This is a genomic window from Ruegeria sp. C8 (assembly GCF_056537565.1).
In genome coordinates this window covers 16,425-35,685 of sequence record NZ_JBQFRV010000025.1, presented here as the reverse complement: position 1 = coordinate 35,685, position 19,261 = coordinate 16,425, and the positions used below count along the sequence as shown (strand labels likewise).

Annotated in this window: 20 protein-coding genes; 6 read left to right on the top strand and 14 right to left on the bottom strand. The window is 58.5% G+C overall.

The features are described 5' to 3' along the window. Positions 1–248: 248 nt before the first annotated feature. Entirely contained in the window at positions 249–1,208 is a 960-nt protein-coding gene (locus ACR0KL_RS21640) for an aminoglycoside phosphotransferase family protein (RefSeq protein ID WP_170677872.1), read from the top strand. A 66-nt stretch (positions 1,209–1,274) separates the two neighbouring features. Here the strand turns inward: ACR0KL_RS21640 and rplA are convergent, their stop codons facing one another. Both rplA and rplK read right to left on the bottom strand, forming a co-directional pair. Next, positions 1,275–1,973 (bottom strand): 50S ribosomal protein L1, encoded by a 699-nt coding sequence (rplA, locus tag ACR0KL_RS21635; RefSeq protein WP_170375389.1) that lies wholly within the window; start codon positions 1,971–1,973, stop codon positions 1,275–1,277. A 1-nt stretch (position 1,974) separates the two neighbouring features. Beyond that, the gene (rplK, locus tag ACR0KL_RS21630) at positions 1,975–2,424 is read right to left on the bottom strand and encodes a 50S ribosomal protein L11 (protein ID WP_113791694.1); all 450 of its coding nucleotides are present in this window, start codon (positions 2,422–2,424) and stop codon (positions 1,975–1,977) included. A 279-nt stretch (positions 2,425–2,703) separates the two neighbouring features. On the opposite strand from rplK, the gene ACR0KL_RS21625 reads away from it, so the two are divergent. Next, the gene (locus ACR0KL_RS21625) at positions 2,704–3,636 is read left to right on the top strand and encodes a hypothetical protein (protein ID WP_170677874.1); all 933 of its coding nucleotides are present in this window, start codon (positions 2,704–2,706) and stop codon (positions 3,634–3,636) included. A 108-nt stretch (positions 3,637–3,744) separates the two neighbouring features. Here ACR0KL_RS21625 and nusG read toward each other — a convergent pair whose 3' ends face one another. The 7 genes from nusG to ACR0KL_RS21590 all read right to left on the bottom strand — a co-directional run bounded on the left by nusG (position 3,745) and on the right by ACR0KL_RS21590 (position 10,001). Continuing rightward, the gene (gene nusG / locus ACR0KL_RS21620) at positions 3,745–4,278 is read right to left on the bottom strand and encodes a transcription termination/antitermination protein NusG (RefSeq protein WP_117872965.1); all 534 of its coding nucleotides are present in this window, start codon (positions 4,276–4,278) and stop codon (positions 3,745–3,747) included. 211 nt (positions 4,279–4,489) lie between these two features. After that, on the bottom strand, positions 4,490–4,687 hold the full coding sequence (secE, locus tag ACR0KL_RS21615) for a preprotein translocase subunit SecE (protein WP_050605011.1): 198 nt from the start codon (positions 4,685–4,687) through the stop codon (positions 4,490–4,492). A gap of 101 nt (positions 4,688–4,788) precedes the next feature. Beyond that, positions 4,789–4,947 carry a cbb3-type cytochrome oxidase assembly protein CcoS gene (gene ccoS / locus ACR0KL_RS21610; protein ID WP_170375394.1) on the bottom strand — a complete coding sequence of 53 codons (159 nt, stop codon included), beginning with the start codon at positions 4,945–4,947 and terminating at the stop codon, positions 4,789–4,791. A gap of 5 nt (positions 4,948–4,952) precedes the next feature. After that, entirely contained in the window at positions 4,953–7,130 is a 2,178-nt protein-coding gene (locus ACR0KL_RS21605) for a heavy metal translocating P-type ATPase (protein ID WP_480777492.1), read from the bottom strand. A gap of 4 nt (positions 7,131–7,134) precedes the next feature. Then, positions 7,135–7,593 (bottom strand): FixH family protein, encoded by a 459-nt coding sequence (locus ACR0KL_RS21600; RefSeq protein ID WP_170677884.1) that lies wholly within the window; start codon positions 7,591–7,593, stop codon positions 7,135–7,137. 2 nt (positions 7,594–7,595) lie between these two features. Then, positions 7,596–9,023, bottom strand: a complete 1,428-nt coding sequence (gene ccoG / locus ACR0KL_RS21595) for a cytochrome c oxidase accessory protein CcoG (RefSeq protein WP_170677893.1) — start codon at positions 9,021–9,023, stop codon at positions 7,596–7,598. Positions 9,024–9,122: 99 nt separating this feature from the next. Next, the gene (locus tag ACR0KL_RS21590) at positions 9,123–10,001 is read right to left on the bottom strand and encodes a LysR family transcriptional regulator (protein WP_480777491.1); all 879 of its coding nucleotides are present in this window, start codon (positions 9,999–10,001) and stop codon (positions 9,123–9,125) included. A 99-nt stretch (positions 10,002–10,100) separates the two neighbouring features. On the opposite strand from ACR0KL_RS21590, the gene ACR0KL_RS21585 reads away from it, so the two are divergent. After that, the gene (locus ACR0KL_RS21585) at positions 10,101–10,259 is read left to right on the top strand and encodes a hypothetical protein (protein ID WP_170375405.1); all 159 of its coding nucleotides are present in this window, start codon (positions 10,101–10,103) and stop codon (positions 10,257–10,259) included. Positions 10,260–10,416: 157 nt separating this feature from the next. On the opposite strand, the gene ccoP is transcribed toward ACR0KL_RS21585, so the two are convergent. Genes ccoP through ccoN form a run of 4 tightly spaced genes read right to left on the bottom strand, consistent with a single transcriptional unit; the run spans position 10,417 to position 13,845 of the window. Next, positions 10,417–11,280, bottom strand: a complete 864-nt coding sequence (gene ccoP, locus ACR0KL_RS21580) for a cytochrome-c oxidase, cbb3-type subunit III (RefSeq protein ID WP_170375407.1) — start codon at positions 11,278–11,280, stop codon at positions 10,417–10,419. Continuing rightward, complete coding sequence (locus ACR0KL_RS21575; RefSeq protein WP_170375409.1) at positions 11,277–11,483, bottom strand: cbb3-type cytochrome c oxidase subunit 3; 207 nt, start codon at positions 11,481–11,483, stop codon at positions 11,277–11,279. Before ACR0KL_RS21575 ends, ccoP begins: the two co-directional genes overlap by 4 nt. An 11-nt stretch (positions 11,484–11,494) precedes the next feature. After that, complete coding sequence (gene ccoO, locus ACR0KL_RS21570; RefSeq protein WP_170375411.1) at positions 11,495–12,223, bottom strand: cytochrome-c oxidase, cbb3-type subunit II; 729 nt, start codon at positions 12,221–12,223, stop codon at positions 11,495–11,497. Positions 12,224–12,237: 14 nt separating this feature from the next. Then, positions 12,238–13,845, bottom strand: coding sequence for a cytochrome-c oxidase, cbb3-type subunit I (ccoN, locus tag ACR0KL_RS21565; protein WP_170638373.1), 1,608 nt, complete (start codon positions 13,843–13,845; stop codon positions 12,238–12,240). Between the two features lie 193 nt (positions 13,846–14,038). Between ccoN and ACR0KL_RS21560 the strand changes: the two genes are divergently transcribed. Then, on the top strand, positions 14,039–14,878 hold the full coding sequence (locus ACR0KL_RS21560) for a universal stress protein (RefSeq protein WP_170677899.1): 840 nt from the start codon (positions 14,039–14,041) through the stop codon (positions 14,876–14,878). 73 nt (positions 14,879–14,951) lie between these two features. On the opposite strand, the gene fnrL is transcribed toward ACR0KL_RS21560, so the two are convergent. After that, positions 14,952–15,695 carry a transcriptional regulator FnrL gene (gene fnrL, locus ACR0KL_RS21555; RefSeq protein WP_170375417.1) on the bottom strand — a complete coding sequence of 248 codons (744 nt, stop codon included), beginning with the start codon at positions 15,693–15,695 and terminating at the stop codon, positions 14,952–14,954. Positions 15,696–15,756: 61 nt separating this feature from the next. Here fnrL and hemN point away from each other — a divergent pair, with 61 nt between their 5' ends. Further along, positions 15,757–17,112 (top strand): oxygen-independent coproporphyrinogen III oxidase, encoded by a 1,356-nt coding sequence (hemN, locus tag ACR0KL_RS21550; RefSeq protein ID WP_170677901.1) that lies wholly within the window; start codon positions 15,757–15,759, stop codon positions 17,110–17,112. A 214-nt stretch (positions 17,113–17,326) separates the two neighbouring features. Next, a complete protein-coding gene (locus tag ACR0KL_RS21545) occupies positions 17,327–19,255 on the top strand; it encodes an elongation factor G (RefSeq protein WP_170677903.1) in 1,929 nt (642 codons plus the stop codon). Positions 19,256–19,261 lie beyond the last annotated feature (6 nt).

Here is a 19,261-nt window from a genome sequence, read left to right as displayed (position 1 = left end):
ACGAAACGAAATAAAGCGCACGACGAATCGCACGCTTTACTTCGCAGCCTTACTTAGGGCAGATGGCGGGGGTTTCCAAGGGGTAAATTGCCCCTATTTGCACTTGCGGCATCAAGGCGGAATACGCCCTTTGTATGCGGGACGATCTGCCCAGGGGTCAATAGACGCCAGCAATATCATTGACAGTGGGTTTCAGCTACGGTCACCTCCGGTATGAATGCCCGAAAACACTCCGGACTTGAGGCAAAATGACAGCGGTTACTCTGGAAGAATTCGACAAGGCCAGCGCCTGCGCCAATGAGTTGGCGCAGTCCTGTTTCGACACGCCCATCACTCAGATCCGCTTTAACTGCCGCTCCCATGCCTTTCCCAATACCCGTCTGGTTTGGAAGGTCGAAACATCGAACCGTTCCTACGCGTTAAAGCTTGATACCTTGTCGCCTGAAACGGGACGCCTGCGTAAAGAGTTCGACCTGCTGGTGCAACTGACCGAACACTTCAAGACGTCCAAAAACAACCGGGTCGTCCGCCCCGTCTACATGTCGCCAGGAGGCGCGTTCATGGTGACCGAGTTTGTAGAACGCCCAACCGCGACGGATATCATCTACAACAGCGACGATGACGCCCAGGTGGCCCAAGTCTATCGACGGGCGGGGTCGTGGCTGCATGACCTGCACGGGGTTCAAAACGCCACGGACTACGCGTTTCGGCCGCGTTGGATGATCGACAGCATACGCGAGCAGTCCACCCAAGTGCCCTCGCACGTCTCGGACATCAGCCAGCCTATGGTCGAGGAATTTCTGGCCGAAGTCCCATCCTTGAAAAACCGCCCTGACCTGCGTGTGTTTTCCCATGGGGATTTTCACGGCCTGAACCTGATCATGGGCCAAGGCACCGCCATCGGGCTGGATTTCACCGAGGCCCGCGACAAGCTGGCCGTCTATGATATCGTCGACTTTTTGAAGGCGGATATCTTCCGGGACGGGGCCAATAGGGACATCGATCGAAGCGGCGTTCTGACCCGCAACAAAGAGATGTTCTTCCGCCAGTATCGCCACCCGATCGACACTCAGATCCTCGATTGCTGCCTGCGGGGCCGATTACTGAAGGACTGGCTGCGCCTCTGGCAACCCGACATCACCTGCAGCGAGTTCGAACTGCGCAAACGCGACCGACTGCAATTGCGCCTGCAACAGGCCTTTCGCTAAGGCAGCAAAAAACCCGAGCAGCTTGCGCTACTCGGGTTTCAAGGATTTCTACGTCTGCGTTAAGGCTTATTCGCCTGCAGCAGCCGCCACGTCCAGCGTCACACCCGGGCCCATGGTCGAGCTCAGCGCGATCTTCTTCATGTAAGTACCTTTCGCGCCCGACGGCTTGGCTTTCGCAACAGCCGAGATAAAGGCACGGACGTTTTCGGCCAGCTTGGCTTCGTCGAAGGACGCTTTGCCAACACCTGCGTGCACAACGCCACCTTTTTCAGCTTTGAACTGAACTTCACCACCTTTGGCTGCTTCCACGGCCGCTTTCACGTCCATGGTCACGGTGCCAACTTTGGGGTTCGGCATCAGGTTGCGCGGGCCCAGAACTTTACCTAGACGACCAACGATCGGCATCATGTCAGGGGTCGCGATGCAGCGATCGAATTCGATGGTGCCGCCCTGAATAGTTTCCATCAAGTCTTCTGCGCCAACGATGTCTGCGCCAGCTTCTTTCGCTTCGTCTGCCTTGGGGCCACGCGCGAATACAGCAACGCGCATCGCCTTACCGGTGCCGTTCGGCAGGCCAACGACGCCACGAACCATCTGGTCTGCGTGACGGGTGTCAACGCCCAGGTTCATCGCGATTTCGATGGTCTCGTCAAACTTCGAGGTGGCGTTGCCTTTTACCAGGGCAACTGCTTCTTCAACCGACAGGTTTTCCTTGCCGGCGACAGCTTCGCGCGCAGCGCGGGTACGTTTACCGAGTTTTGCCATCTTACTTCACCTCGATGCCCATAGAGCGGGCCGAGCCCAGGATGATCTGCATTGCGCCTTCGACGTCGTTGGCGTTCAGATCTTTCATTTTGGCTTCGGCGATTTCGCGAACCTGCTTGGTGGTTACGGTGGCCACAGTCTCACGACCGGGGTTCTCCGCGCCACGAGGGCGGTTACGCTTGCCAACCGGCTTCAGACCAGCTGCTTTTTTCAGGTAATAAGACGCGGGCGGCGTCTTGATGTCCATTGTGAAGGACTTGTCCTGATAGTAGGTGATCACGGTCGGGCAAGGAGCGCCTTGCTCCATGTCTGCGGTCTTGGCGTTGAACGCCTTGCAGAATTCCATGATGTTGATGCCGCGCTGACCCAGCGCCGGACCAACTGGAGGCGACGGGTTCGCCTGACCTGCAGGAACCTGCAGTTTCATTGTACCAGCAAGCTTCTTAGCCATTTGGTTTTCCTTTCAACGTAGGCAGGACGCGTCCCACCCGGTTTATGTTGCGTGGTCCGATCCGGGATCGCGATCCCTGAAACCTCCCACGAGAGAATCTCGCCCGAAGACGATAGAGGCGGCGTGTAAAGGGGAATGAGTGGGTTGGCAAGGGCATTGCGAATATCCACTCACGTACATCTAAACCGAACTCACAGTAGGGAATTCCAGCATCGCGCCAAATCTACTTCTGATTGAAGATTGCGGATAATCAATCAAACCATTTGCAAAAGGCAGCTTTTGTTCCCTCTGAATTCACCCACCGTCTTTTCGATTGCTCTAGCAGGCATCGCGTTGATTTCCGCGATAGCGTTTCGATTTGATTGGCGAGTTCGCGCTCCGCTCATGCTCGCTTCAATTGCCCTTCCCACGGGCTTCTTGGTGTACCACCCGATAGCGGGTCAATATGCTGGGCTAGGGTACCTCATTGTCATCCTGTCTTGCCTTGCCATGTTTGCACTTGGTGCCGGCTGGGGCAGTGTCATGAGACTTTCGCGAGTTTCTCCGATCATATCCGTTTCAGCTCCGGTCATTGCAGCCTGCGCATATACGGGTCACGCCCTTTGGCTTCAGCACGTGCCAAAGGATTGCCTTAACGAAGACCTGCATGTTCGCATTGCTGGTGAAGTTGTAGTTCTACCACTGGAACTAAAACCCCGCCTCAAAATTGGGAATTCCGCAACCCATTTCGGAAGGATGGACCATAAATCTGGTTTTTCGAAAATATGCAGACTTAGCCAAAACGGCGCACGAGCTATTGATATGGACGTGGTGTGGATAAACCCCGCATCCAATCATGCGGCTCTGACTTCTCTCTGTGAGGGCATTGATGAGCCTGAGTGGTGCGGTCGCTATTCCTCGTATCCGTACCGCCACGTGGGAAAGGTGCTGTTTGCGACTGAGGATGAACTTGGCTTTCCCAAACCGTATTGGAAAGAAGGAGGGTCGTTGAAGAAAGAACGCCAAGGCGATCTGAACAAAGGCTCAATTTGTCTATTGTCAGACGTAGGGACAAAAACTCAATGCTGGGCTTGGCAGCCGTTTGGTGAAGGGTCGCGATTGACGGTCAGCACAAACAATCTTGACCCAATTTTTGTTGACATGCCCGTTGATGAAGCTCGCAATATGGCTCTTCAAGCCCTCAACACAACTCTCTCCATAGTCCAGCCGTAGGCTACCCGTGTGACTTGCGACACAGCAACCAAACCCAAGTAGTCCGAGGAAATGAAAACGCCCCAGTGTCTGTGGCACCGCGGCGTCTGGAATTCTCCGAGAAGGTAATCAGCCCTGCTTGGTAACCTGCGTAAAGTCCAACTCGACCGGCGTTTCCCGACCAAAGATCGAAACCGAGACCTTCAGCTTCTGGTTCTCGTCGTCCACGCCCTCGACCATGCCGTCGAAATCTTCGAACGGGCCGTCGTTGACCTTGACCTTCTCGCCGACCTCGAAGCTGATCATCAGCTTAGGCGCTTCTTCACCTTCCTGAACGCGGTTCAGGATCTGGTTCACTTCTGCGTCGCGCATCGGCATCGGGCGGCCTTGGGGACCAAGGAAACCGGTGACGCGGTTGATCGAGTTGATCAGGTGATAGCCCTGATCCGACATTTCCATATGCACCAGAACGTAACCGGGCATAAAGCGGCGTTCGGTGGTGACTTTCTTGCCGCGACGGACTTCGATCACCTCTTCGGTGGGGACCAGTACTTCGTCGATATCGTCCTCAAGGCCCTGTTCAGCCACCGACGTGCGGATCTGCTCTGCGATCTTCTTTTCAAAATTCGAAAGAACGCTGACCGAGTACCACCGTTTCGCCATGAACCTGTCGTCCTTGTTTGCCTTGGGCCAAGCCTCGCATTGCGGGTTCGCCCTGTATTGAAATCCTGTCGCGGCATGCCCGCGTGTTCCGGAATAAAAAGCGGCGCGCAGCCCGAATCGCCACACGCCCATTCCGAATAGTTCCGTGTGAACTACTCTGAGATTCCGCGCTGTGCAAGGGGGGCTGCGGTGTTTCCGCGCCTGAGTGCTGTTAGCTGAACGCGCCCAGGATCAGTTGCAAGCCGCCACGAATGCCCAGATCGACCAAAGCAAAGAATACAGCGGTCAGAGCAGCCATGATGAACACCATGACCGTGGTCAACAGCACCTCGCGCCGGGTCGGCCAGACGACCTTGGAAACTTCGGCTCGAACTTGCTGAATAAACTGGATCGGGTTGGTGGTGGCCATTTGGCGGGTTCTCTCTGCTTGCGGATAGGCCGGACATAGCCGGGCATTGCGGCAATTTCAAGGGCGGTTGGGATCAACTGTGATTTTGCATCCTCAGCCAGCTACTGCTTGGGCTTGTCATCCCATTCATCGCTGAGGATACGACGCGCATCGCCCTCGGGGTCCTCGTATTGGTTCGAGCGGACCGTGTAGACAAAAGCAACCAGGCCAATTCCGCCCAGAAACAGGGAAATCGGGATCAGATAGGCGAGCACTTCCATAACAGTTACCTCAGCCGCAGGGCATTCAAAGATACGGTAATCGACGAGGTCGACATCGCCAACGCCGCGATCAAAGGCGTGGCAAGCCCAATAACCGCCAGCGGCACCGCAATCACGTTGTAGACGGTCGCAATGCGGAAGTTCTCGCGAATCCGTTTTGTGGCTTTGACGGCAGTGTCACAGGCATCGGCGATGGGGGACAGGTCCGTCCCCAACAGAACGATATCGGACGCAACGCGCGCCGCATCCAGGGCGGAGGCCGGTGAGATAGACACATGCGCCGCCGCAAGGGCTGCCGTATCATTCAGACCATCGCCCACCATAAGGACCTTGTGGCCCCGTTCGCTGAGCTCCTGAATGCGCTGCGCTTTGTCCTGAGGCAGCGCTTCGGCAATCCAGTTCTCGATCCCCAGCTTCTCGGCCAGAGCTTTCACGGCACCCGTCGAATCGCCTGAAATCAGGATCACCTGCTTTCCGGCCTTGGCGAAGTCCGAGACGGCCTCGGCCGCGCCTGGTCGCAGGGCATCGGTGAATCGGAAGGCCACCGGCGTGTTCGATCCAACCGACAGCCAGGCGGAGGTCTCGACCCCTTGTTCCGCACCAACCCAAGCCGCGCGTCCAAGGCGCACGCGCTGGTTTCGATACTGGGCCTCGGTGCCATAGCCCGGAACCTCGGTGATATTTCGCAGCGTCGCGGGTTTGATCCCGGCCTCACGCGCTGCTTTGGCCAGAGCGACCGACAAGGGATGCGCCGATGCCTCGGCCAGAGCCAGTGCGATTTCAAGGTCGGCCGTGCTGTGATCGCCCAGATTGGTCACCTCGGGCGCGCCGGAGGTCAGAGTGCCGGTTTTGTCGAAGACAACCGTGTCGACCTCGGCCAAACGCTCCAGAGCAGTGGCGTGTTTGATCAACATTCCCTTGCGGAACAACCGGCCCGAGGCCGCCGTAGTCACCGCAGGAACCGCCAGCCCCAGCGCACACGGGCAAGTGATAATCAGCACCGCTGCCGCGATATTAAGGGCCGTGCGCATGTCGCCGGAATAGATGTACCAGCCCACAAAGCTGAGCGCCGACAGGATGTGAACGCCGGGGGCGTAAAGCTTGGCCGCTTTGTCCGCTAGCGAGGTGTATCTAGACCGGCCGGATTCGGCGATGGCCACGAGATCAGCCATACGATGGAGGGATGTATCTTCGCCAACCGCCGTGGCGCGGATGGTCAGAGGGCCGGTCAGGTTGACCTCGCCAGCGCTGACGATCTGGCCTGCCTCAGCAAATACTGGCAGGGTCTCACCCGTCAGCAGGGAGCGGTCCAATTCAGACTGGCCTGAGACAATCTGGCCATCCACCGGCATCCGCCCTCCGGGCCGCACAAGGATCAGGTCTCCGACGGCCAGGGCGGATACAGCGACCTCTTCTTCAGAGCCGTCGATCAGCCGAAGGGCACGAGGGACTTCTAGCGCTGTCAGCTCCTCAGCCGCGGACCGCGCGGCGGCGCGGGTGCGGTAGTCTAAGTATCGACCTGCCAGCAGAAAGAAGGTCAGCGTCAGGGCGGCATCGAAATAGGCATGCTCGCCGCTGAGTGCTGTTTCCCAAAGCGACGTCACCAGCGCCAGCAGGATCGCCAGAACGATCGGCACGTCCATGTTCAGCCGACGCACGCGAAGGGCTGACCATGCATTGGCAAAGAAGGGCTGCGCCGAAAAGGCAATCGCAGGCAGGGCGATCGCGGCAGAAATCCAGTGGAACATATCCCGCGTCGCATCCGTCGCCCCCGACCAGACCGAGACCGACAACAGCATCACGTTCATCGAGGCAAACCCGGCCACCGCCAAGCGCATCAGCAGATCACGCCCAGCCTTGTCTGCACTGGTGGCCGACAGGGCTCCGGCGTCTAGCTCATGCGCTTCATAACCCGCGCGCTCCAACACCGGGATCAGATCAGCAGCCCGCATTTCAGGCGCGGCTTTGATCATCGCACGCTTCAGGGTCAGGTTGACGCGCGCGTCCTCGACCCCGGGATGGGCGTTCAAAGCCCGCTCGACATTGGCGATACAAGCCGAGCAATGGATGCCGGGCAGAGACAACGCGATCTGAACATCCTCAGGGATCGGCCGCGCAGCTTCCGCCGGGGCGGCGACACACCCCGGACAAGCCGCCGTGCCTGAGGATAGCTGAACCGTCACCGCCCTACCCTTTCACGTACAGGGGTACCCGCTGAGCGAACTCGGCCCCTGAATGATCGCGGGCGACCAGGCGGATGTTCCAGTTCCCCTTTCCCAGCGTCGCAGGCGTTGCATAGGCAAGCCCGTCAAAGGTGAAATCGGGCGAGAAATCATCGCGCACATGAGTTGCACGGCCCACGACGGCCTGCAACTCGGCCACTTGCACTGGCGCGCCAGTGGTATCGGTGATGTGCAGGATCAGCAGACCGCCCGTGTTTTCTGCGCGCACCTCCCAGCCCAACGCCTGATGCTCCTTCAGACGGTCGTTGAACTCCTGACTTGCAACGTAGGAGTTTTTGACCTCCAGCCCCGGGAAGGTTTTGACCGCGCTATAGGCCAGGATCAGGTTCACCGTGATGATCACACCAAAGGCACATACGAACACCGCAAGGGCGTGTTTACCGGTGAATTTCCGCTCGGACATGATCAGTTCCCTCGTCCGTTGAAGCTTGTGTCTTTATTGGCGCGTTCGCCGCTGTCGATATCCTCAACCCAGATCCGGACGGCGGACGTATCCGCACGCGCAGGCCCCGTGTCAGGCGCCGCCGTAATGTAGACGCGTACCAGTTGCGCGGTATCGGGGGCTACAGTTACAGTTTGCCCGTCAACGCCTTCGATTTCCAGTAGCATGGCCGGATCGCCGGTCAGAGACAGATTGAACGGACGTTCTTCGCCATGTTTGTTGCGCAGGCGCACGTCGTAAGTGTTGCGGATGGTGCCATCCGACATAGTAACAAAGGTCGGATTGCGCACAGGCGCGACCGTCAGGTCGATATCGGACCGGATGAACAGGGCAAACAGCAGCGCGAACCCGACCAGAGACCACAACGCGGTATACATGATCGTGCGGGGACGCAGGATGTGTTTCCAGATATTCTTGGGTGGCTGACCTGCGCGTTCATGCGCCTCATCACTCAGCGCCATATAGTCGATCAAACCCCGAGGTTTGCCGATCTTGGCCATCATGTCGTCGCAGGCGTCGATGCAAAGGGCGCAGGTGATGCACTCCAACTGCTGACCATCGCGAATGTCAATACCAACGGGGCAGACATTCACGCAGGCCATGCAGTCGATGCAATCGCCCAGCTCGGAATCGGCCGTGCGCTTACCTTTGCCGCGCGGCTCGCCGCGCCATTCACGGTAGCCGACGACCAGAGTGTCCTCGTCCATCATCGCCGCCTGAATGCGTGGCCATGGGCAGGCATAGATGCAGATCTGTTCGCGCGCGAAGCCACCAAACAAGAAAGTGGTGCCGGTCAGGATCAACATGGTCGTGTAGGCAACAGGGTGTGCGTTGCCGGTCACCAGATCACGCAGAAGGGTCGGCGCGTCGGCAAAGTAGAAGACCCACGCTCCGCCGGTTGCGAGGCCGATCAGGAACCAAGCGGTCCACTTCGTCAGACGCAAACGGGCCTTGCGGAGGTCCATCTTCTCTTGCCGGTGCAGGCGTAAGCGGGCATTGCGGTCGCCCTCGATCCAGCGTTCGACCAGAATGAACAGGTCGGTCCAGACGGTCTGCGGGCAGGCATATCCGCACCACACCCGGCCCAAGGCCGATGTGAACAGGAAAAGCCCAAGACCGGCCATGATCAGAAGGCCCGCAACAAAGTAGAATTCGTGCGGCCAAATCTCGATCCAAAAGAAATAGAAGCGGCGGTTGGCCAGGTCCAGCAGCACAGCCTGATCCGGCAGGCTGGGCCCTCGGTCCCATCTGATCCAAGGGGTGACGTAGTAGATCCCCAAGGTCACAATCAGGATAATCCATTTCAGGTTCCGGAACGGACCTGAGACACGCCGAGGAAAGATAGGTTCTCGGGCGGCATACAAGCTGGGGGCGGGATCGGAATCGCTCACTGGCTGGCTCCAAGGATGGGTCTTATGGAAGTGTGTTCTTCCAGATCATGGACGCGCAAACATTGACATGGGTCAAAACGCGCATCGGACAAACACCTTTTACCGCGCGTCACCCGCCTGCCGCCTCAACCAGCTGTCAAATGTCTTTACCGCCGGTCTTAGAGGCGTTTTGGCCGTCAAAACGTGGTATCCGCTGCTTTCAGGCTCAGTATGGAGCTCGACAAGGCGGCCCGCTTTGATATCCTGCTCGACGAAATGTCGCACCGTGGCTGTGACACCCTGCCCTGCCCGCAGCCCTTCAAGCAGCAAGGTCCCCGGCAGCGAGATGCGCCGCCCCTGAGGCGGGTGATCAACTCCACGTCTGGCCAGCCAGGTCGAGGCCTCGGTGGTGCCAAACTCTTCCAGCCAAGGCAGCTGGCTCAACTCTTCCGGTGTCCAATCCGACCGACCGCCCAGCAGGCTAGGGGCCGCAACCACAACAAAAGGGGTTTCCAGCAGCATTTCGCAGTCCACACCGGGCCACCCCCCGGACCCGTATCTGATCGCAACATCGACGCCGCCTGGTGTGAGTTCCACCAGATGCGGAGAAGGATCGATCGTCAGGCTGATTTCAGGGTATTTGGCCTGAAATTCCGGCAGTCGCGGCATCAACCACGAGGCGGCGAAGGTTGGTGTCAGCGACACATGAACCGGACGGGCGCCACCCGCGCTCATCACCTCTTCCACGGCAGCGCCGATTGAACCGAACCCAAGCTGCACCGCACGCGCCAGATGCGCGCCTTCGGCTGTTAGGGAGAGGGACTTTCCGTCGCGCCGGACCAGAGCCACACCCATGTGCTTCTCCAACACACGCAACTGCTGGCTTATGGCAGCATGGCTCACATTCAGCGCCTCTCCGGCCTGCACCACACCACCCTTCTCAGCAAGAGCCGAAAAAGCGCGAAGGGACGAGAGAGGAGGCAGTTTCAACCAGTTCATATGTAATCCCAGCTTACATATAGAAATAACAATTGGCTCGCATCCTGTACAGGGAAACATCATCCTAGACGCATACAGAAAACGCGAAAGGAAAGCCCCATGCTGAGTGTTTTTGCGAAATCGTTCATGACAGCGACACGGATCAACGAGCCCAATCTCAGGGACGCACCGAAACCAACCCGCAACAAATCGCGCTGGTTGCCCGAGCATCATTGGTGGAGGAAACACCCGCGCACGGTCGATCTAGAGGACCTTTGAAACGCGGCCTGTTCTGGATTGGCCAATGGCTCTATGATGGTTCTGGAAATGATGGTTTTGGAAATAGGCACCGGCTGTTCAGGAAACGCGCGAACAGATGGAACAGCCGGTGCCGGGACCAAGGGGCAGCGAGCCGCCCCGAGGTATTCTTGTAGCCTTACTGACCGCCACCCAGTTGGTGGACATAGGCAGTCACGGCGCGGATCTGCGCCTCGGTCAGGCGGGTATCCCATGGGGGCATCACGCCAAAACGGCTGTAGGTCACCGTTTCAGTCAGGGCCTCTTCGCTGCCGCCATAGAGCCAGATGGCATCCGTCAGGTTCGGCGCGCCCTGGAAGACGTCGCCTTTGCCGTCCTCGCCGTGACAGGCGGCACAATTGTCTTCGAAGACAACCTTGCCTGCCTGCGCGGCCGCATCATCGGTCTGCGCATTGGTCAGCGACATCACGTACTGAACCACCTGAGTGATCTCTTCGCCTTCGAGGAGCTCACCAAAGGCCGGCATCTCGGAATAGCGCGCATCGTCGCTTTCCTCGTTCCGGATCCCATAGCTGACGGTGAAATGGATATCCTCCATCGTGCCACCCCACAGCCATGCATCATCCAGAAGGTTCGGGAAGCCAGCCGCGCCCTGCGCGCCCGAGCCGTGACACTGTGCACACCAGGTGCGGAACACAGCGCTGCCTGCGTTGACGGCATATTGCTGCAACTCAGGGTCAGCCGAAATCTCCTCAAGCGGGGTGTCCACCAGCTTGGCATTCCACGGAGCGTTGGCCTCTTCGAACGAGACCAGCTCTTGCTGGACTTCGGCCCGAGATGACCAACCCATGACGCCTGCCGTTGCCGACTGAACCAGTGGCCATGCGGGATACATGATCGTGTAAATTACACCCCAGAAGATCGTGGCGTAGAAGGTCCACAGCCACCAGCGGGGCATCGGGTTGTCAAATTCTTCGATGCCGTCCCAGCTGTGACCGGTTGTATTCGGGTCACCCGGCTGTTTTTCAGGTGTCTTAGTCATTTCCGCGCCTCCTCGGATGTGGCGGGTTGGTCTTGCTGCGGTGCAGGTGCATCGACGTGGCGGAAAGGGATGTTGGCGGTGTCGCTGTATTCCTTGCTGGCGCCTGGGCGGAACACCCAGACAATGATGCCAACGAAGAAGGCGAACAGCAAAAGCAACATCCAGCTATCTGCAAACTGCCTCAGGAGAGTATATTCTTCCATTGCTCCCTCCCTCAGCGGTTTGCGTCAGGCGTGAAGGTCGAGAAGTCGACCAGCGTGCCCAGCATCTGCAGATAGGCGATTAGCGCGTCAGCTTCGGTCAGGTCGGATTGACCATCGAAGTTGCGCACGTTGACCTTGTCACCGTAACGCTCCAGCAGCCCGTCATAGTCACTGTCGGGATCGGCCTGAGCGCGGAAGTCGGCTTGCGCGTTCTCCAGCATCTCGTCGGTGTAGGGTGTACCGACCACCGCGTTTGCCGCCATGATGTCGCCGATATACTTGCCATCGATCTTGCGGTTTTCGAGGAAGCCATATTTCGGCATCACCGATTCCGGCACGACCGATTGCGCGTCGCGCAGGTGGCGTACATGCCAATCGTCCGAGTAACGACCGCCGACACGCGCCAAATCAGGCCCGGTCCGCTTGGACCCCCACTGGAACGGATGGTCATACATCGACTCGGCCGCCAGCGAGTAATGGCCATAGCGTTCGACCTCGTCCCGCATGGGGCGGATCATCTGGCTGTGGCAGACATAGCAGCCTTCGCGGATGTAGATCTCGCGGCCCGCCATCTCGAGAGGCGTGTAAGGGCGCATGCCCTCCACCTTCTCGATTGTGTTCTCAAGATAGAACAGCGGGGTGATCTGAACGATGCCACCGATGGTCACGACCAGAAAGCTGAAGATCAGCAAAAGGGTCGCGTTGGTCTCAAGCACTTTGTGTTTGTCAAGAATTGCCATTGCTCCGGCCTCCTTTATTCAGCCGGGACTGCGACGGTCAGGCTGGCCTCTTTGGCCGGTGCCTTACGTACAGTCATCCACAGGTTGTAGCACATGATCACCGAGCCAGCGAGGAACAGAACCCCACCCAGACCACGAACCACATACATCGGGAACTTGGCGGCAACGGTGTCAGCGAACGAGTTCACCAGGAAGCCGTTGGCATCCACTTCGCGCCACATCAGGCCTTCCATGATACCGGTGACCCACATCGACGCGGCATAGAGAACGATACCGATCGTGGCGAGCCAGAAGTGCCAGCTGACCATCTGCAAGGAGTACAGACGCTCACGCTTCCACAGGACGGGCACCAGATAGTAAAGCGCACCAAAGGTGATCATGCCGTTCCAGCCCAGCGCGCCCGAGTGTACGTGACCAATGGTCCAGTCGGTGTAATGGCTGAGCGAGTTCACCGCACGGATCGACATCATCGGACCCTCAAAGGTGGACATGCCATAGAAGCCAACCGAGATGACCATCATACGGATGATTGGGTCGGTGCGCAGCTTGTCCCATGCGCCCGAGAGCGTCATCAGACCGTTGATCATACCACCCCAGGACGGCATCCACAGTACGATCGAGAACACCATGCCCAGCGTCGAGGCCCAGTCAGGCAACGCGGTATAGTGCAGGTGGTGCGGACCGGCCCAGATATACAGAAAGATCAGCGCCCAGAAGTGGATGATCGACAGCTTGTACGAGAATACGGGACGTTCGGCCTGTTTCGGGATGAAGTAGTACATCATGCCCAGGAAGCCCGCAGTCAGGAAGAAGCCCACAGCGTTGTGGCCATACCACCACTGGATCATAGCATCCTGTACGCCCGACCAGACGATAACCGATTTCGAACCCCAGATACTGACCGGGATGGTCATGTTGTTGACCAGGTGCAGCATCGCAACGGTCACGATAAAGGCCAGGTAGAACCAGTTGGCCACATAGATATGCGGCTCTTTCCGTTTGATGATCGTACCCAGATAGACAGCCAGATAGGCGACCCAGACGATGGTCAGCCACAGGTCCACATACCATTCAGGCTCGGCATATTCCTTGGACTGCGTGCCACCCAGAACATATCCGGTCGCTGCCAGAACGATGAACAGCTGATAGCCCCAGAACACGAACCAGGCCAGGTTTCCGCCCCAAAGGCGCGCCGCGCTGGTGCGCTGGACCACGTAGAAAGAGGTCGCGATCAGAGCGTTGCCCCCAAAGGCAAAAATCACCGCCGAGGTGTGCAGCGGACGCAACCGCCCAAAGTTCAGATAGCCCTGCGCCCATTCGAAGTTGAGCGTTGGAAATGCCAGCTGGAACGCAATAAAAGTTCCCGCCAGGAACCCGACCACGCCCCAGAAGGCAGTTGCGATCACGCCGTAGCGGATCACGCCGTCCATGTACTCGCCGGAGCGATCGACAAGAATATCTGGCTCATCCGTGTTTCGAAGCGTCCAGATGAACAGACCACCGGCGATGATCATCACCAGTATCGCATGCACCTGATACGCCAAATCGCGTGCATAATTGGACCCGATCGCGGCAAACAGCACGATCAGACCAAGCACGATCAGCTTGATGTAATTCGACATATTGCGTCCCTTTACCCTGCCCTGCGCGATTTACGTGCCGCACAGAACCTTTTTGACTGTGGTTCGTAATGTAGAAGAACGTCCTCTGCCGCTTTGATCTGAGTCAAGACAATCCGTTGTTTTCTGTGACACCCATAGTCAAGTGGAGGGGCGCTGGTCGCATTGGATCGGCTGCTCGAAAGACGAGGTCGATATGGCTTACAAATCAATTCTCACAATAATGACGGAAACTACGAATGCGCAGGCAGCACTGTCTCAGGCGGCGGCATTGGCCGAGGCGCAGGATGGTCATGCCGAGGCCTTGTGCCTGGGTGTCGATCGCAGTCAGACAGGGTATTACTACGCCGGGGCGAACGCTCTGATCCTTCAGGAAACCCTCAGCCGGGCCAATGCCGAGGCGGATGAGCTGCTAAGCTATGCCGAAGATTTTCTTAGAAAAACCGGTGTGCGGTGGTCGGCCGAAAACGGAGTCGCCCAGATCGCGGACATTGGACGCCACGTTGCACATAGGGCGCGGTTCTCAGATCTGGTTGTCCTACCGCACCCCTATGGCGAAGGGCGCGGTGCCGAGGCAGAACCAATTGTCGAAGCCGCAATGTTCGAAGGTCACGCTCCGGTCATGGTCGTCCCGAACGCGGGGCAACCTGTTTCGAAACCTAAAAATATCATGATCGCCTGGAACGAAAGCGTCGAGGCCATGCGCGCGGTGCGCTGCGCCCTGCCATTTCTGAAAGACGCTGATCTGGCACGCATCGTGGTGATCGACCCGCCGCGCCATGGGCCCGACCGCTCTGACCCGGGTGGCATGCTGTCCCAGATGCTGGCGCGGCACGGTGTACGGTGCGAAATCGAAGTTCTCAGCAAAACCATGACGCGGGTGTCGGACATTCTGAACCGCCACGCGACGGACACTGAATCAGATATGATTGTCATGGGCGCCTACGGCCATTCCCGCTTTCGCGAAGCGATTCTTGGCGGCGCCACCCGCAACATGCTGGAACAATCCGCTGTACCGGTCTTCATGGCACACTGATCGCGTCCAGAACCAAAAAAAGCCGCCCTGCGGGGCGGCTCAATCGCTTTGGTATGTGACTGGCGGGTGGTGTCTAAACGAGGAAACCACCGTCCGAGTCGTCTCCGGCCTCTTCCATCAGGCGACCAAGATCGGGAATGGTCACGTGGCGCTTGCCTTCCAGCACGATAACCCCGTCCTTTTTCAAAGCCGAGATCTGTCGGCTCACCGTTTCAAGCGTCAGACCGAGGTAGTCCGCCATCGCCTCACGCGTCAGCGGCAGGTCGAACACGAGCGGGCCTGACAGCCCTTTCTGCGTGATCGAGGCATCCCGGCGCGCAATGATCGAAAGCAGGCTGGCAATCTTCTCACGCGCCGTCTTGCGGCCCAGAACAAGCATCCATTCCCGCGCGGCGTCCAGCTCGTCCAGAGTCATCTGCAAAAGCCGATGCGCGATATGAGGGGTCTCACTCAACAACCCTTCGAATGGCTTCTTGCGAAAACAGCACATCACCACATCTGTGGTGGCCTGAACGTCATATGGCGCAGAATCACGCCCCGGTCGCCCAACGAAATCGCTGGGCAGCAGCAGACCCACCATCTGGGTCCGCCCGTCCTCCATCGTCTGGGTCAGGGATGCGATACCCGAGACGACCGAGCCGACAAAGTTCATCTGATCGCCGGACCAGATGATCGTCTGACCCGCTTCGAAACTTCGATAATATTTAATCTCTTCAAGGGACTGCAGCTCGTCCGCATCGCACCGGGCACAGACGGCTCGATGACGAATCGGGCATTCGTCACAGTTGGAATGATCAAACTTTATCTCTACTGACATTCGCTTTCCTACTTGATCTCTATCAAAGCAACCAAGACTTGGGTCCCTTAAAGGTATCTCCATGATAGATAAATCACAATTGGCAAGGCTTGGACTTTTTGACGCGAAGGTGCCTCGCTACACCAGCTACCCGACCGCCCCCCATTTCAGCAATGACGTGGGGGCTGATCTTTTTGGTGACTGGATCGCCCGGATTAAACCCGGCAGCGCCATCTCGCTTTATATCCACGTCCCCTTCTGCCGGCGCCTCTGCTGGTTCTGCGCCTGCCGCACGCAAGGCACGCAAACCGACAGCCCCGTAGTCGCTTACGTCGACGTGCTGAAGGCTGAGCTGGATCTATTGGCCGCGCGCCTGCCCGAGGGGGTGGTTCTATCCCGCCTGCATTGGGGCGGCGGCACCCCAACCCTGCTGAAGCCGGACCTGATGCGCGATCTGGCGCGCTACATTCTGGATATCGTGCCGCTGGGACCGGATGCCGAGTTCTCGGTCGAGATCGACCCAAATGAGATTGACGAAGCGCGGCTGGATGTCCTCGCCGAAGCGGGCATGAACCGCGCCTCGATCGGGGTGCAGGATTTCGATGATGAGATCCAGAAAACCATTGGGCGCATCCAAAGCTACGACACCACGCGGGATGCGGTGGATATGATCCGCGCGCGAGGGATCACCAGCCTGAATGCCGATATCCTGTTTGGTCTGCCACACCAGACCAAGGCGCGGATGACCGAAAGTGTGCAAAAGCTGTTATCGCTCAGCCCGGATCGCGTCGCGCTTTACGGCTATGCCCATGTTCCATGGATGGCGAAACGACAGCAACTTATCCCGTCCGAGGCGCTGCCAACGCCCGAGCAGCGTCTGGATCTTTTCGACACCGCCCGCCGCCTGTTCATGTGGGACAACTACGCCGAGATCGGAATCGACCACTTTGCAACGCAAGAGGACGGGCTGACCAAAGCGTTGAAAGCGGACCTGCTGAAACGCAACTTCCAGGGCTATACCGATGATCAGGCCGAGGTTCTGATCGGCGTCGGTGCAAGCTCGATCTCGCGCTTTCCTCAAGGCTACGCACAGAACAACCCCGCGACCTCGGCCCATACCAAGGCAATCCGCGACGGTCAGTTCTCGACCTCGCGTGGGCATTTGTTCAAGGGACAGGACGTGCTGCGTGCCCGCTTGATCGAAGCGTTGATGTGCGATTTCCGGATCGACTCCGCCGAGATCCTGCGCGGTTATGATGTATCCAGCGCAGAGCTGAACAAGATGTATGCCGAGGTGAACGCAAGATTTGACGGCCTTTTGCGAGTCACCGAAGACGGGTTGTTCATCCCGCCCGAGGCGCGTGCCCTGACCCGAATTATCGCCCGCAGCTTCGATGCCTATGACCTGAGCAAAGCCGGACATAGCTCTGCGATCTGACCTTGGGTTTAAGGGTCGGGTTTCGGCAGCTCCAAGCCGATCCCGAACGAGGGCTTGACGCAAGGCTGGTGTTTTCTCCACACTCGGGGCGTGGGTCTTCGATCAGGTCCACAGCCCGAGGCAGGCAATTCCGCAGACAAACCATGCCAACGCATTTGCGCAAGGCAGCCCCTTTCGTGCAGCCACTCTGCAACCTGAAAGAGGGACAGCACATATGCGCGTTTTCACCGTCCTAGGCCCCAGTCAATCGGGCAAATCCACTCTGGTCGAGGCCATCAGCCGCCTCGACGGGCGCCCGACAACATTCGACATCTCCGGAACCGTGCATTTGCACGGTTTTTCTTATTTGGACGAACCGTGGTGCGCGGTTGATGTGGATGGCGGCGGCGATGCGCTGGCCTATGTTGGACCAGCTATGGCGATCTCGGACGCTGCCGTGGTTGTCGTCCCGCCAGACCCCGATGCCGCCGTACTATGCGCGCCGTACTTGCGGCTGGTGGAAGAGGCAGGCATTCCCTGCTTTCTGTTCATCAACCGAATGGACAACCCCAATGGCCGTATCCGCGACATCATCGCGGCCTTGCAGACCTATTGCACCCATCACATCGCCTTGCGGCAGGTCCCGATCCGTGACGGCGATACAATCATAGGCGCGGTTGATCTGATCTCGGAACGCGCTTGGAAGTATCAGGAGGGCCAGCCCTCGGCCTTGATCGAACTGCCTCAATCCGTCGAGGACCGTGAACAGGAAGCCCGCACTGAATTGTTGGAAACGCTGTCGGATTTCGACGACCATCTGCTGGAGCAGCTTATAGAGGACAAGCAGCCCCCCAGCGCCGAGATTTACGATCTGGCCGCTCAGGTTCTGCAAAATCATCAGCTGATTCCGGCCTGCCTGGGGGCTGCGCAACATGGCAATGGGCTCACACGCTTGATGAAAGCCCTGCGGCACGAAGCGCCCGAGTTCGATATCGCCGCTGGGCGGGATGAGGCCGCGGACAATGCACGCGCGATTGCGGGCTTTGCCGATGTGAAGAAACATATCGGCAAGATCACCGTGCTGCGCGGGCTGGGCGATGGCGTCAAAGCGCATGAGGCTTTGGGAGGCGAAACAGTCGGCAATTTGACGAGCCTCGACGCCAAAACACAAATCGGCGCATTGGAGGCCGGACAAATCGGGCTTGCGGTCAAGTCCGACCACCTCAACCCGGGGTACATATACGACAGCCGGTCGGCTACGCCGCTTCCGAACTGGGCGTCTTCGCACCCAGTTGCGCACCGGCAGGTCGTCTCACCCGCGCATGAGCGCGACGACGTGCGCCTGTCTAACGCTCTGAGCCGTTTGGTCGAGATCGACCCGGGGCTGCATATGGAACAAGACGAGCTGAGCGGTCATTCCGTACTGGGTTCGCAGGGTCCGCAACACATGCGGCGCGTGACGGCCAAACTGCTGGAGGATTTCGGGATCGAGATCGAAACCGACCCCGTCGAGACCGCCTATCGCGAAACCATCCGTACGCCGGTCGAACACCGCCACCGTCATCGCAAGCAATCGGGCGGCGCCGGACAATTCGCCGACGTTGTAATCTCGGTCGCGCCTCTACCCCGTGGCTCGGGCTTTCAATTCGAAGAGGTTGTGAAGGGCGGTGCGGTGCCGAAGAACTACATCCCATCCGTGGAGCACGGGGCCAAAGACGCTTTGGTACAAGGCCCCGAAGGCTTCCCGGTCGTGGATGTCAAAATTACCCTCAGCGACGGCAAACACCACAATGTCGATAGTTCGGACTACGCGTTCCGGACGGCGGGCAAGAACGCAGTGCGTGAGGCACTGCCGCAGGCCAAGCCCGTGGTACTGCAGCCGATTCTCACGGCCGAGATTCATCTGCCGTCAGATTTCGTCGGAGATCTGGTCCCAACGATCAGTTCGCTGCAAGGGCAGGTTTTGGGGTTCGAGGGCAATCCGGATGCCTCAGGTTGGGAAATCTTCAACGCCCAACTTCCGGCCGTGGCGCAAGATGAGTTGCACCGAACTCTCGCCAGTGCCACGCGGGGAACGGGGTGGGTCAATCTGAGCTTCGATCATTATGAAGAGTTGCGCGGACCGGTCCCCAAATCCGCCGATCGCGAAAAAGCCAGCGCTTGAGGGAAA